The organism is Streptomyces sp. 549, assembly GCF_030124175.1.
Taxonomy (GTDB): Bacteria; Actinomycetota; Actinomycetes; order Streptomycetales; family Streptomycetaceae; genus Streptomyces.
In genome coordinates this window covers 21675-35193 of the sequence record NZ_JASKMT010000020.1, presented here as the reverse complement: position 1 = coordinate 35193, position 13519 = coordinate 21675, and the positions used below count along the sequence as shown (strand labels likewise).

The 13519-nt window shown below is 72.7% G+C and carries 10 protein-coding genes; 5 read left to right on the top strand and 5 right to left on the bottom strand.

Annotated elements, in window-relative coordinates; all coding sequences use genetic code 11:
- The first annotated feature begins 50 nt into the window (after positions 1–50).
- Together QNO07_RS20360 and QNO07_RS20355 are read left to right on the top strand one after the other, a co-directional pair.
- The gene (locus QNO07_RS20360) at positions 51–602 is read left to right on the top strand and encodes an acyl-CoA thioesterase (RefSeq protein WP_283993643.1); all 552 of its coding nucleotides are present in this window, start codon (positions 51–53) and stop codon (positions 600–602) included.
- 135 nt (positions 603–737) lie between these two features.
- A complete protein-coding gene (locus QNO07_RS20355; RefSeq protein WP_283993642.1) occupies positions 738–1661 on the top strand; it encodes a hypothetical protein in 924 nt (307 codons plus the stop codon).
- A 39-nt stretch (positions 1662–1700) separates the two neighbouring features.
- On the opposite strand, the gene QNO07_RS20350 is transcribed toward QNO07_RS20355, so the two are convergent.
- Positions 1701–3140: an LCP family protein gene (locus QNO07_RS20350; RefSeq protein WP_283993641.1), complete on the bottom strand. Its 1440-nt coding sequence runs from the start codon at positions 3138–3140 to the stop codon at positions 1701–1703.
- Between the two features lie 117 nt (positions 3141–3257).
- Between QNO07_RS20350 and QNO07_RS20345 the strand changes: the two genes are divergently transcribed.
- On the top strand, positions 3258–4298 hold the full coding sequence (locus QNO07_RS20345; protein ID WP_502961894.1) for a glycosyltransferase family 2 protein: 1041 nt from the start codon (positions 3258–3260) through the stop codon (positions 4296–4298).
- Between the two features lie 70 nt (positions 4299–4368).
- Here the strand turns inward: QNO07_RS20345 and QNO07_RS20340 are convergent, their stop codons facing one another.
- The 4 genes from QNO07_RS20340 to QNO07_RS20325 all read right to left on the bottom strand — a co-directional run bounded on the left by QNO07_RS20340 (position 4369) and on the right by QNO07_RS20325 (position 10318).
- Positions 4369–6093 carry an LCP family protein gene (locus QNO07_RS20340; protein ID WP_283993640.1) on the bottom strand — a complete coding sequence of 575 codons (1725 nt, stop codon included), beginning with the start codon at positions 6091–6093 and terminating at the stop codon, positions 4369–4371.
- A gap of 32 nt (positions 6094–6125) precedes the next feature.
- The gene (locus QNO07_RS20335) at positions 6126–7874 is read right to left on the bottom strand and encodes an LCP family protein (RefSeq protein WP_283993639.1); all 1749 of its coding nucleotides are present in this window, start codon (positions 7872–7874) and stop codon (positions 6126–6128) included.
- Between the two features lie 206 nt (positions 7875–8080).
- Positions 8081–9397, bottom strand: coding sequence for an LCP family protein (locus tag QNO07_RS20330; protein WP_349636858.1), 1317 nt, complete (start codon positions 9395–9397; stop codon positions 8081–8083).
- Positions 9398–9565: 168 nt separating this feature from the next.
- Entirely contained in the window at positions 9566–10318 is a 753-nt protein-coding gene (locus QNO07_RS20325) for a TIGR03089 family protein (RefSeq protein WP_283993638.1), read from the bottom strand.
- 136 nt (positions 10319–10454) lie between these two features.
- Between QNO07_RS20325 and QNO07_RS20320 the strand changes: the two genes are divergently transcribed.
- Complete coding sequence (locus QNO07_RS20320) at positions 10455–12020, top strand: peptidoglycan recognition protein family protein (RefSeq protein WP_283993637.1); 1566 nt, start codon at positions 10455–10457, stop codon at positions 12018–12020.
- Positions 12021–12313: 293 nt separating this feature from the next.
- Positions 12314–13393: a mannose-1-phosphate guanylyltransferase gene (manB, locus tag QNO07_RS20315; RefSeq protein WP_283993636.1), complete on the top strand. Its 1080-nt coding sequence runs from the start codon at positions 12314–12316 to the stop codon at positions 13391–13393.
- Positions 13394–13519 lie beyond the last annotated feature (126 nt).

Here is a 13519-nt window from a genome sequence, read left to right as displayed (position 1 = left end):
GCATTGCTGTTGCAGAGCTGATGCATTTTGGCCCCGCTTAGGGTGGAGCTATGACCGACCTTGTCTCACCCGCCCGGGAAAGTGATCTTCCCGGCAAGCCCACGGCTGCCTCGCGCACCACGCTGAGCCACATCATGACGCACAGCGACACCAACCTCCTCGGCACCGTCCACGGCGGTGTGATCATGAAGCTGGTGGACGACGCCGCCGGCGCGGTGGCCGGCCGGCACTCCGGCGGCCCGGCCGTCACCGCGTCCATGGACGAGATGGTGTTCCTCGAACCGGTCAGGGTCGGCGACCTCGTGCACGTCAAGGCCCAGGTCAACTGGACCGGCCGGACGTCCATGGAGGTGGGCGTGCGGGTACTGGCCGAACGCTGGAACGAGTCGACGCCCGCCACCCAGGTCGGAACCGCCTACCTGGTGTTCGCCGCGGTCGACGAGGAAGGCAAGCCCCGGTCGGTGCCGCCCGTCGTGCCGGAGACCGAGCGGGACCGGCGGCGCTACCAGGAGGCGCAGATCCGCCGTACCCACCGGCTGGCCAGGCGCCGGGCCATCAAGGAACTGCGCGACCGGCGGCAGGCGGAGGGCCTCACCGACTGAGCCGTGGGCCGGGGCGGCCCGGGCCCAGGGCAGGGCCGGGCGGTGGCCGGATCAGGCGGGCCGCAGTACCGCGATCGCGGCAGGACGGGTAGAGGTGGCACTCCGTACCCGGATCGCGACAGCGAGGTACCGAAGATGCTCCGCACGTCCGCCACGCCCGCCGCTCCCACCCCCGCCACCTCCGCCAATCCCGCGAACCCCGCGAACCCCGCGAACCCCGCCACCGAGTGGCGCCACGACGACGTGTGCGACCGGCCCGACCCGCGTCCGTACTTCCACCGGCTGCACCCGCTGGGCCACCAGAGCCCCCACCACGCGCAGCAGGTCTTCCGGCGGCTGCGCAACCTGCTCGGCCAGCCGGCCGGGCTGCGGGACCGGCCGCCGACCGTGCTGGACGTCGGCTGCTCCTACGGCGTCAACGCGGCCCTGCTGCGCCACGACGTCACCCTGCACGACCTCTGCACGCGCTACACCGACCCGGCGCTGAGCGGGCTGAGCAGCCGCGAGCTGGCGGCTCGGGACCGGGCCTTCTACGCCGGGCGGCGCCTCACCGCGGCCGCGCGGACCATCGGCCTGGACACCGCCCGCAACGCGGTCGACTACGCCCGGGAGGCGTCCCTGCTCGACCTGGCCTTCGCCGAGGACCTCGAAGCCCGCGAACCGAGCCCGCAGCTGGCCAGGGCGATGGGCGGCGTCGACCTGATCACCGTCACCGACGCCGTCGGCCGGTTCACCGGCCGGACCTTCCACCGGCTGCTCGCCGCCGCTCGCCGCCCGGTCTGGGTGGCCGCGTTCGTGTCGCGCACCGTGCCCTACGGGCCGGTCGCCGACGCGCTGGCCCGGCACGGCCTCGTCACCCACCGGACCCCGGGCACCTACCCGCACCGGCGCTTCGTCGACGCGGAGGAGCAGCGGCACACGGTCGCGGCGCTCACCGACGCGGGCAGGTGCACCGCCGGGCGGGAGGCCGCCGGCTGGCTGCACACCGAACTGCACCTCTCCCGCCCGGCGGGCAGCCCGGTCGCACTGCCGCTGGCCACCGTCCTGGGCGTCGTCTGACGGCCCGCCCCGGCTCAGCCCGTCCCGTCCCGCCCCGACTCAGGCGCAGGTCACGTCGTCGCCGTTGACGGCTGCGACGCCGCCGGGGGTCGTCGGGTCCGCCTCCGGTTCGCCCTCGCGGACCGGCCTGACCTTGCGGAAGTCCTGGCCGAGCGTGACCTTCATCAGCGGCCCCTGCCCCTTGACCTCGCGCAGTTCCGCGTCGTTCAGTGCCACCGCCAGCGAGCGGGCCGAGCGGTCCCAGCGAGGGTCGTAGTCGATGACGGTCTTCTCCACGTCCTGCTCGGCGGCGTTGCCGGGGATGCCGGTGGTGCGGAAGCCGGTAGCCCGCAGCTGCTCGTCGGCGCGGTGGCCGAGCCCTGCGGTGCCGGTGCCGTTGTCCACCTGCACCCGGATGTTCTCCGGGGCGACCTCCACTCCCGTCGCGCGGCTCTTCCTGCGCTGGGGGCGCTGCGGGGCGAGCGGCCGGTCCTCGCGGAGCGCGGCGAACAGCCTCTCGGCCTTCTGCGGGTGCCACTTCACGGTCTCGCCGATGCCGGGCACCTGGTGCTTGGCCTTGCCGATGGGCACGGTGGCGAACTCCGACGAGGACGGCGAGAAGTCCCGCATGGCCTGCCCGAGTGCCAGCATCTCCTCCGAGCCGAAGCCGTGGTCGGCCCGTACCGAGCTGAGCATCGCCGAGGCGACCTCCTGGAGGCGCACCGGGTTCATCAGCACGCCGCTGCTCGTCGCGCGGTCGATGACGGACGCCACGAACCGCTGCTGCCGCTGCATCCGGCCCAGGTCGGCGGCACCGTCGACGTAGCGGGCCCGGACGTACTGCAGGGCCTCGCCGCCGTTGAGCTTGGTGGTGCCCACGGGAAGGTCCAGCCCGGAGTAGCTGTCCTTCAGGGGGCGGACCGTGCAGACCGGCACACCGCCGAGTGCGTCCACGGTCCGCATGAAGCTGGTGAAGTCCACCTCCAGGTAGTGGTGGACGTGCACGCCGGTCATCTGCTCCACGGTCCGCACGGTGAGTTTCGGCCCGCCCTGCGCGTAGGCGGCGTTGAGCTTCTGGCGGCTGGCGGGGCGGCGCTCGCCGGTGGCCTCGTGGACGTGGGCGGGCACGGTCGCGTAGGAGTCGCGGGGCAGGCTGACGATGCTCGCCCGGTCGGCGCCCTCCGAGACGTGCACCAGCATCATGGTGTCGGTGCAGCGGCAGGGCGCGCCGCCGAGCTTGTAGGTCTTCCTGTCCTCGTCGGAGATGCCGTCGCGGTTGTCGAGACCGACGACGAGGAAGTTGCGGCCCTTGCCGGTGTCGGGTCGGTCGCCGAGGTCCTTGAACGGGTCCACCCGGTCGATCTGCGCCCCGACGCCGCTGACCATGGTGTGCCCGAAGCCGCTGACGGCCAGCACGACCGCCGCGGTGACGGCCGAGACGCGCAGTCCCCAGCGGGGCGTTCGGCGGGCGGGCGGACGCGGCCGGGGCGGTGAGGGCACAACGACACCTCTGCGGCAGAAGGGGAAAGAACGGACGTTATTGGCACAATAAGTCCATACGACCGGCTGTCCCTGGTGCCGTGCGGGCGCGTCGCCCGTTAGCGGTAACGTGACCGGGTGACCTCAGCAGCAAATCCGCTCGAAAGCGTTCCCGCCGTTTCGGTGATCATGCCGGTACTCAACGAGGAGCGCTATCTGCGCACCTCGGTCCGGCACATCCTGGAGCAGGACTACGCGGGGGAGCTGGAAGTGGTGATCGCGCTCGGGCCGTCCACCGACGACACCGACCGCATCGCCGCGGAACTGGTCGCCGAGACGGCCACCGGCAGCCGCCGGGTGCAGACCGTGCCCAACCCCACCGGGCGCACGCCCGCCGGTCTCAACGCCGCGATCAAGGCCTCCCGCCATCCGGTGGTGGTCCGCGTGGACGGCCACGGCATGCTCTCGCCCGGCTACATCACCACCGCAGTCCGGCTGCTGCACGAGACGGGTGCCGCCAACGTGGGCGGCATCATGCACGCCGAGGGCGAGAACGACTGGGAGCGTGCCGTCGCCGCCGCCATGACGTCGAGGATCGGTGTCGGCAACGCCGCGTTCCACACGGGTGGTTCGGCCGGCGAGGCGGAGACGGTCTACCTGGGGGTGTTCCGCCGCGAGGTGCTGGAGCAGCAGGGCGGCTACAACGAGGAGTTCATCCGCGCCCAGGACTGGGAGCTGAACTACCGCATCCGCTCGGCCGGCGGGCGCATCTGGTTCTCACCGGAGCTACTCGTCTCCTACCGGCCCCGGCCCAGCGTCGCCGCGCTCGCCAAGCAGTACCGCAACTACGGGCGTTGGCGGCACGTCGTGGCCCGCTACCACGCCGGGTCCATCAACCTGCGCTACCTGGCGCCGCCCGCCGCCGTGCTCGCCGTCGGCGCCGGCCTGGTGGCCGGCGCCGTGTTCAGCCCCTGGGCGCTGGTGCTGCCCGGCGGCTACCTGGCCGCCATCACGGCCGGTTCGCTGCCCGCCGGGCGCGGGCTGCCGGTCGGCGCGCGGGTGCGCATCCCGGTCGCGCTGGCCACCATGCACATGTCGTGGGGCTGGGGTTACCTCACCAGCCCGCGCAAGCTGGCCCGCACGGTCATCGCCAGTCGCCGGGAGCCGGTCGCCGGCTGACCGGCCGTCAACCGCCCCTGCGGAGCAGCTGTCTGACGACGGCTCACGTGCCGGCTTCGCCGCCGGCCGGTCACCAGGTGTGGGCCGGATTGACCTTCATGCAGACGGAGTCGTCGTCCCCGGTGAGCGCGTCCAGGCTGTCGGGCGCCTTGCCGTCGTCCTCGGGCGCCGCCGCCCCCTTCTCCTGGCCGGACTGCCCTGCCTGGCCGGACTGCCCGGACTGACCGCCCCCGGAACCGGGATAGGCCGTGCCCTCCCGCCAGTCGGCGCCGACGACCAGCGTCACGCCGCTCTCGTCCCCGGCGTGCTTGACCGCGCGCTCGGGCAGGCCGAGCGCGTCGGCCACCGCCTGGGCGTCGCCGCGCAGGTCGGCCCGCGGGTAGAGGACCACCGTGTCCCACTGCGAGCGCGGCGTGCGGTCGGTGAACGCCCGGCTGAAGCCCTCGTTCTGCAGGCGGGAGCTGACGGCGCTCGCCCGGCCGCTGACCGGCGCCTGCACCGAGGTGCGGGTGCCGTTCATGACCCGCACGTCGATCTCCTCCGGGGCCGCCGCCGGGTCGCTGGGCTCGGGGGAGGCCTCGGCGGCGGGCTTCTTCGCGTCCTTGCCGTCCAGCGCGACGTCGTGGCGGATCATCGAGAAGACCTTCTCCGCGTCGCCCTCCTTTGGCAGGACGAAGCTGCCGCCCGGCGAGTACACCCACGGCATGGTGGCCATGGTGATGCGCTCGGCCGGTACGCGCCTGATGTCGTTGCCCAGGTCGTAGAGCCTCGTGACGGTGTCCAGGCCGTCGTCCACGGTCAGCGCGGCGGTGGCCTCCTCGGCCAGGGCCTGCAGCTTCCGCGGGTTGGTGAGCTTCGTCCCGGCCTTCAACTCGCGGACCATCGCGTTCATGTACATGTGCTGGGCCTTGGCGCGGCCCAGGTCGCTGCCGTCCTCGAAGCCGTGCCGGGTGCGCAGCCACTGGAGTGCCTGCTCGCCCCTGACCTTGCTCTCGCCCTCCTCCAGACGCAGCCCCGACTGCGGGTCGTGGACGTTGGCGTCCACGCACACCGGCACACCGCCGACGGCGTCCGCCATCGCCACCACGCCGGTGAAGTCGATCATCATGAAGTGGTCGACGGGTATGCCCGTCAACTCCTCCCAGGTGGCAACCGTGCAGCCCGGGCCGCCGTTCTGCAGACTGGCGTTGATCTTGTCGGTGCGCTGCTCGTACGTCTTCTTGGAGTCCGGGTCGGTGCAGCGGGGAATGGTCACCCGGGTGTCGCGCGGTATCGACAGCACCGACATGTTGCTGCGGTCCGCCGACACGTGCACCATCATCTGCACGTCGGCCAGCGGCGGCCGGTCGCGGTCGGCCTTCGCCCCGCCGAGCCGGATGTTCTCGTCGCTGTTGCGGCTGTCCGAGCCCAGCAGCAGGATGTTGAGCGGCGTCTGGCCGACGGCGTTGGGCTTGTTGCGGTCGAGCTTGTTGTCGCCCAGGTGCAGGGCGTCCTTGGTGAGGTTGCCGTTGAGGTGCTGGTAGTAGAGGAAGCCCGCTCCCGCGGTGCCGAGTATCAGCACCGCGAGCACCACCGCCGTCCAGCGCAACGCGCGTCGCTTGCGCGGATGCGGCCCGCCGCCCCCGCCGCGTCTGCCGTCCCCGCCGCCGTCACCGCTCTCCCCGGCTTCGTCCCCGGAGTCTCCGGCGCCCCCGTGCCGCGGGTCTGCCGCGCCGCGCTGGCGCGGCGGTCCGGTCCTGCCTTCGGAAGCCGGTGCGCGGCGACCGCTCTCCCCGTCGATGGTGTGCTGTCGCACCGGTCTCTCCCCGTTTTCCGTACGCGTCCGACTCACTTGGCGCACACGTTCTTGTCCCCCCCGTTGATGTTCTGCACACCTTCGGGTGTGCTGTCGGGTGCTTCCACGGGGGTCCCGGCGGCGACGAAGTCACCGCCCAGGGTCAGGACCATAGGCACCTTGCCGCCGGCGTCACCCTCGTCCGCTGCCTGCTTCTTCAACGCCGACTTGGGCAGGCCCATCAGCCGGGCCAGCGTCTTCGCCTGCCCGGCCTGGTCGGGACGGTACTGAAGGGTCGTCTCGTCCTGCTTCTGCCCGGCGTTGCCCGAGTTGGTGGACAGCGGCACGCCCTCGGAGTTCTGCAGCCAGGTGACGGTCTGCTGGGCGGCGCCCAGCGGGCCGCCGCCGTTGAAGACGTCCACCCGCACCTCGGCGGCGGGCACCGCCTCGACCTTCTCGCCGCCGGTGCTCTTCTTCTTCTCCTTCGTGCCGGCCAGGGACTTGTCGGCACGCATCATCTGGAACAGCGGCGCCGCCTTCGCCTGGTCGAGCACGACGGTGGCCTTGACCGTCTCGTTCGGGTTGTCCAACACCGGCACGGTCACGAAGGTGATGTTCTTCGGGTTGACGCGCTGGAGGTCGCGCGCCAGCTCGGCGAGGCTCTTGACCGAGCCGATCCCGGTGTCCACCGTCAGCGCGTTGGTGGCGGCCTCCGCCAGGCCCATCAGCTTCGACGGGTTGGTCAGCGTCTTGCTGTCCTTCATCTCGCGGAACATCGAGCCCAGGAACTGCTGCTGAAGCTCGATCCGGCTCAGGTCGCTGCCGAAGCCGACGGCGTCCCGGGTGCGGACGAAGGCCAGCGCCTGCTCACCCTGCACCCGGTGCGTGCCGGCGGTGAGCTTCAGGTGCGACTTCTTGTCGTCGATGTCCTTCGCCACGCACACCTCGACGCCACCCACCGCGCTGGACAGCGTCTTGACGGCGTTGAAGTCCGCCATCATGAAGTGGTTGACCTTCAGGCCGGTGAGTTCCTCGACCGTGCGCCAGGTGCAGCCCGGGTCGCGTCCGCGCTGACCGAGGCTCTCGTTGAAGCGCACGTCCTGCTCGCCGGGGATCACCTTCTCGGAGCCGTCCTCCGCCTTCACCGGGCAGTTCGGGATGTTCGTCCGCATGTCCCGGGGGATGCTCAGCACCGTCGCGTTGGAGCGGTCCTTCGACACGTGCAGCAGCAGCGTGGTGTCGGCGTGCCCGAGGCTGTCCGGGTCGCCGTACTTGGTGTTGCCCTCCCCGGTGCGGGCGTCGGTCCCGATGATGAGGATGTTCACCGGGCCGTCCGTGGTGGCCCCGTTGTTGATGCCGACGTCGACCTTGTCGATGTTGGCGTTCAGGTGCTCGACGTAGAGGTAGACGGCCGTGCCGCCGCCCACCAGCAGCAGCGCCAGCGCGCCGCCGCCCCACACCAGCAGCCGGCGCCGGCCGGCCTCCTTCGCCTTCGGCTTGCGGCGGCGGCTCGGCGGCCCGCCCGCGTCCGCCCGCCGGGAGCGCTGCCCCGGCACCCGGCCGCCGGGCTCCGCCCGCCTGCCGGGCGCGGCCGGCGCCTCGGTCGTCTCGGAGGGCCGCACGGCGGAGGCGGTGCCGCCGCCACCGGCGGCTCTGCGCGCCGCGGCGCGCGGCTCGGCAGCACCCGACGGGACGTCGGGGGAGGGGTGAAGGCGCAGCTCGTAGCTGCCGGTGTCCGGATTGAACACCCACTGATCAGCGGGATCGATGTCTCCCGCGTGCCCACGGCCCTGCGCGTTCACGTCGAGTGAGTCCTCCGTTGTGCCGGGCCGCGTCTCTCCCCTCGGAGCGCGCCGGGCAGTCGGGCGGTCGGTTGAGCGCTCACACTATCCGTCCGGATCAGCGAGAAGCCACGGACGGTGACAAAATCCACGTCAAGTGCCCAATGATTCGCCCCGACTCGTCCCTTCTCGTGCACAGCGGCCTCCCCGGTCTCACCGCGTGCCGCTCACCCGCAACTCTGCGTCACCGTGCGGGCGGCCGTTCCCGCAGCGCCGTGCTCCGCCCGGTACCGGGCCCCGTCGGGCCGGTCGTCCACCGTGTCGCCCGGCGCCGCCCGCCCCTCGCCGTCGGCCTCCCCGGCGCCGGACGTCCCGCCGCCGGGCTCCTGACCGTCCGACGCCCCGCTGGCGGAGTCATCCTCGTCCCCCTGCACCGGCTTGTCGTTGCGCAGCTGGGCGAACAGCCGGTCGGCGTCCGGCTGCACCAGTTCGTCGCGGTTGGGGTTCTGCGCGTAGGGCTGCCGGGGCACGGTCATGAACCGCACGTTCTCCTCCGGCATGTCCCTTACGCTGCGCACCAGTTCGTACAGCTCGGTCAGCGAGTTGAGGCCGGCGTCGGCGGTGATGGACGAGGTCGCCGCGTCCAGCACCGGGTACAGCTTCGCGGGGTTCATCAGCACGCCGTTGCTGCGTACCTTGCCGAACAGCGACGCCAGGAACTCCTGCTGCCGCGCCATGCGCTGGGTGTCGCTGCCGTTGCCGATGCCGTGCCGGGCGCGCACGTAGCCGAGCGCGTCCTCGCCCTTCAGGGTCTGCCGTCCCGCGGGCAGCTCCAGCTGGGCGTCCGGGTCGGACACCGGTTCGTCCAGGCACACCTCGACGCCGCCCACCGAGTCCACTATCCGCTTGAAGCCCTTGAAGTCGACCACCACGTGGTGGTCGACGCGGATGTCCGTGAGCTTCTCCACCGTGCGGATCGTGCACGCCGCCCCGCCGAACTGGAACGACCAGTTGAACTGGGCGAACTGCTCCTTGGTGCGCCCGCCCTCGGGCCGGGCGCAGTCGGGGATGGTGACCATCAGGTCGCGCGGAATGGACACCGCGGTCGCGTTGGTCCGGTCCGCCGACAGGTGCAGCAGGATCGCGGTGTCGGAACGGGCCGTGCCGCTGTCCTGGCCGTACCTGCGGTTGCCGCCCGCGCGGGTGTCGGAGCCGAGCACCAGGATGTTCTTCGCCTCGTGGGACACCGTGGCGGGGCGCTCGGCGTCGTAGCGCTCCAGCTCCTCCGCCGTGCCCACGTCGGTGGTGATGTTGCCCTCGAGCTTGCGGTACAGGGTCCAGCCGACTCCCGCGCCGACCAGTACCACCAGTGCGACGCCCACCGCCGTCCAGCGCATCCAGTGCCGGCGCAGCCCGGCGGTGAAGCGCCGGAAGGCCCCGGCCTGCCGCCCCGGGGCCTGCTTCTCGTGCGGGCCCGGCCCGTCGTGCGGGCCCCCGGAAGCGCTCTCCGGGTCGGCGTCGGCGTCGTTCACTGCTGCGTCCATCCCTCGCTTCAGGCGGCGTGCTGGTCCCGCATACGCACAGGCGTGCGGACCCGGCAGCCCATGAGACGCCCGAGACCGGCGCAGGGTTGTACAGCGGGTTCCCACCTTGGCGACCTTCAGGCAGGTCCGAACGACAAGCATGCGCCGAATGCCCGTTGCGGGCCACTGTCAGGAGGCCGTGCGGGTGACCCGTTCGCTCTCCCGGCGCGCGTCCAGCGCGGCCTCGTCCAGCCGGTCCGCGTTGCGGCACAGCACCACCGACGCGCCCGCGGCCAGCGGAGCCAGCAGGCCGTGCGAGAGCCCCGCCCAGTCGTCGTAACCGCGCAGCGACATCAGGCGCGAGCCGGCGTCCAGGCCCAGCTCGCGGGCGTCCGCCGCGGCGCGCTCGACCACCTGGGCGCCGGTCAGCTTCTCGCCGCCCACCAGCAGAGCCGGGGTGCCGGGGCCGACGGGCGTCCACGGCGTGAAGTGGTCGCCCTGGCCGGGCACCTCCACCGCGTAGTCGGTGAAGCCCTCGGGCGGCTGCGGGAACCGGCCGCCGAGCGGGCGCAGGCTCAGCGCCACCCGCTCGCCGCGGCAGGCACGGGCGGCTTCCAGGGTGTCGGGGCCGCTGACGACGACGGCGGCGTCCGCCGGGTCGCCGTGCGGGGCGGCGACCGCACCGACCGACGAGCAGGCCAGCAGCCATACGGCCGTCTGCCAGTGCGCGGGGAGCAGCAGCGAGACCTGCTCGCCGGGCTCGACGGACAGCTCGTCCTGGAGAAGGTTGGCGGTCTTCGCCACCCAATTGGCGAGGGTGGCGGCGGAAAGTTCCACCCGTTCGCCCGTCGCGTCGTCGTAGAAGGTCACCAGCGGGCGGGCCGGGTCCGTCGCGAGCGCGGATCGCAGCAGGTCGGCAGGGGTGCGGTCGGTGGCGGTCATGGTCGCCAGGGTACGTGCCGCCGGGCAGGCGAGGGCGGGACGGGTGACCCGGCGGAAGCGGCTGACGCGGGGTCAGGGCGACGCCCAGTCAGCTGGCGATTAGACAGATATGTCGCGATGTGTCCAGATTGTTGTCATGCGTGGAATCCTTGCTTCTTCGATCGGTGTCGTGTGCTCGGCCCTCCTGGCGGTACCGCTGGCGCTGCCCGCCGCCGCCAACCCCGCCGCACCGGCGGACGGGACGGCCCTCGCGTCCGACACCGGCCGCCCCGCCGGAACCCAGTCGCTCCCGCTCACCCCGCTCGACACGGGCAACCAGTCCCCGCGATCCGGAACCTCCAGCCGGGACTCCGCAGGGCAGCAGGCCGCCACCGGCCTGGCCGCCCGTGAGGTGTCGCCGTTCTCCCTGCTCGGTGTGGTGTGGGAGGACGCGACGCAGGAACTGCACGGCCAGGTGCAGGTACGCACCCGGTCCGCCGCCGACGGCGAGTGGTCCGCCTGGCAGGAACTCGAGGCGCACAGCGCCGACGCACCCGACCCCGACTCACCCGAACGCACCGAGCGGGCCGTCCGCGGTGCCACCGCCCCGATGTGGGTCGGCGACGCCGACGGCATCGAGGTGCGGGTACTGCCCGAACGGGCCCCGCACGGCGAGCACGGCGGCGCCGACGACCGGCACGCCCACGGCTCGGGCCAGGACGGCCCGGACGGCGGCGACGGCGCGGAGCTGCCCGACGGCCTGCGGGTCGAGCTGATCGACCCCGGCTCCGGCCCCGCCGATCCCGGCGACGCCGGCGCCTCGGCCGACCTGGACGCCGACGGCCGGACGACGGACTCCTCCGCCGGTGCCGACGCCTCCGCCGACGCCTCCGCCGGTGCGGACACCGACCGCGTCGCGGCGCCGCCGGACCTCACTCCGGAGGCGGAGGCCAGCAGCGCCGCCAACGCCCAACTCGCCCCGCTCGGCGCCGACCTCATCCCCCCGCTCACCAAGGAGCAGACCGAGGCCGAACTACTGGGCACCGGCGCCGCCACCGGCACCGGCAGCAGCGTCACCAACGCCGCGGCGGAGGGTGTGCAGGGCGCCCAGTCCCGGCCGTTCATCGGGCCGCGGCCCGGCATCGTCACCCGCAAGGGCTGGCAGGCCGACGAGCGGCTGCGCGAGAAGAACTTCGCGTACACCGGCGCGCTGAAGGCGGCGTTCGTCCACCACACCGCGATGAGCAACAACTACACCTGCCAGCAGGCGCCCTCGATCATCCGCGGCATCTACCAGTACCACGTCAAGAGCCTGCGCTGGCGCGACATCGGCTACAACTTCCTCGTCGACAAGTGCGGCACGATCTACGAGGGCCGTGCCGGGGGTGTGGCCAAACCCGTGATGGGGGCCCACACTTACGGCTTCAACAGCAACAGCATGGGAGTGGCGGTGCTGGGTTCCTACGGCTCCACCGCACCTCCCAGGGCGGCGGTCGACGGGGTCGCCAAGCTCACCGCCTGGAAGCTCGGACTGCACGGCGCCAACCCGGCCGGCAGCACCACGCTGACCTCCGGCGGCGGCAAGTACGCGGCAGGCACCAGGGTGACGATGCGGACGATCTCCGGTCACCGGGACGGCTTCGCCACCGAGTGCCCGGGCGCACAGCTCTACGGCAACCTCGGCACCGCCCGCGCCACCTCCGCCCGGCTCCAGGGCCGCTGAACCGGGCACCGCACCGCAGGACCGCGCGGTTCCGCGGGGGCTCGCGCACTCGGCCCCGTCGACAGACGGATGCGTCAGCACCCAACCGGTCGGTAACCTGCAGGACCGAGCAGCACCGGACAGGACCGGTCGGTAGCCGCACGGGCGCAAAACCGCAGGACAGCAGCACTGTGACAGGTACCACCACGTCGCGGGTCCCGGGCAACCACGCCCGGGGTCCGCGACGTCCACGTCTGCATACACTGGCCGCCGAGCACGACCCGGTGCGGCCCCGGCAGGAAGCAGAGACGACGGTGACAGAGGCGATCCTCCTGGTCGGAGGGCAGGGCACCCGGCTGCGCCCGCTCACGGTGAACACCCCCAAACCCATGGTCCCGGCGGCCGGCGTGCCGTTCCTCACCCACCAGCTCGCCCGCGCCAGGGCGGCCGGGGTGGAGCACATCGTGCTGGCCACGTCCTACCTCGCGGAGGTCTTCGAACCGCACTTCGGCGACGGCTCGAAGCTCGGCCTGCACCTGAAGTACGTCACCGAGGAGGAGCCGCTGGGCACCGGCGGCGCCATCCGCAACGTCGCATCCCGGCTGACCTGCGGTCCCGGCGACCCGGTGCTGATCTTCAACGGGGACATCCTCACCGGCCTGGACATCCGCGCACTCGTGGACACCCACCGCAGCACCGGGGCCGACGTGTCGCTGCACCTCACCCGCGTCGACGACCCGCGCGCCTACGGCCTCGTGCCCACCGACGCCGACGGCCGCGTCACCGCCTTCCTGGAGAAGCCGCAGACGCCGGAGGAGATCGTCACCGACCAGATCAACGCCGGTGCCTACGTCTTCAACCGCTCGGTCATCGACAGCATCCCGGCCGGCCGCCCGGTCTCGGTCGAGCGGGAGACCTTCCCCGGCCTGCTCGCGGACGGCGCACACCTGCAGGGCATGGTCGACTCCACCTACTGGCTCGACCTGGGCACCCCGCAGGCGTTCGTGCGCGGCTCCGCCGACCTGGTGCTGGGCCGCGCGCCGTCCCCGGCGGTGCCCGGCCGCTGCGGCGACCGGCTGGTGATGGCGGGCGCCGACGTCGCGCCGGACGCCAAGCTGAGCGGCGGCACCGCGATCGGCACCGACGCCCGGGTCGGCCCCGGCGCCCGCATCGACGGCAGCACGGTGCTGGCGGGCGCGGTGGTCGAGGCGGGTGCGGACGTCCGCGACTCGCTGATCGGCGCCGGCGCCCGGATAGGCGCGCGCAGCGTGCTCGACGGCGCGGTGATCGGCGACGGCGCCGACGTGGGAGCCGACAACGAGCTGCGCGCCGGTGTCCGCGTCTGGTGCGACGCCCGTATCCCGGACGCCGCCATCCGCTTCTCCGCCCCCTGACGGCCGTCGCCTCCTGACGGCCACCGCCTCCCGGGACCCTGCACGACCAGACCTCCACCACCGAACCTCCACGACCGGCTCCGCCCGTGGGGGGCCGGCCCGTGGGTCGGCGGCTGTCGGTGTCGG

What these genes read in the sequence shown, in the direction of transcription:
- QNO07_RS20360 (WP_283993643.1), top strand. Translation starts at nt 51, where the DNA reads ATGACCGACCTTGTCTCACCCGCCCGGGAAAGTGATCTTCCCGGCAAG.
- QNO07_RS20325 (WP_283993638.1), bottom strand. Translation starts at nt 10,318, where the DNA reads ATGACCGCCACCGACCGCACCCCTGCCGACCTGCTGCGATCCGCGCTC.
- QNO07_RS20320 (WP_283993637.1), top strand. Translation starts at nt 10,455, where the DNA reads ATGCGTGGAATCCTTGCTTCTTCGATCGGTGTCGTGTGCTCGGCCCTC.
- QNO07_RS20330 (WP_349636858.1), bottom strand. Translation starts at nt 9,397, where the DNA reads ATGGACGCAGCAGTGAACGACGCCGACGCCGACCCGGAGAGCGCTTCC.
- QNO07_RS20355 (WP_283993642.1), top strand. Translation starts at nt 738, where the DNA reads ATGCTCCGCACGTCCGCCACGCCCGCCGCTCCCACCCCCGCCACCTCC.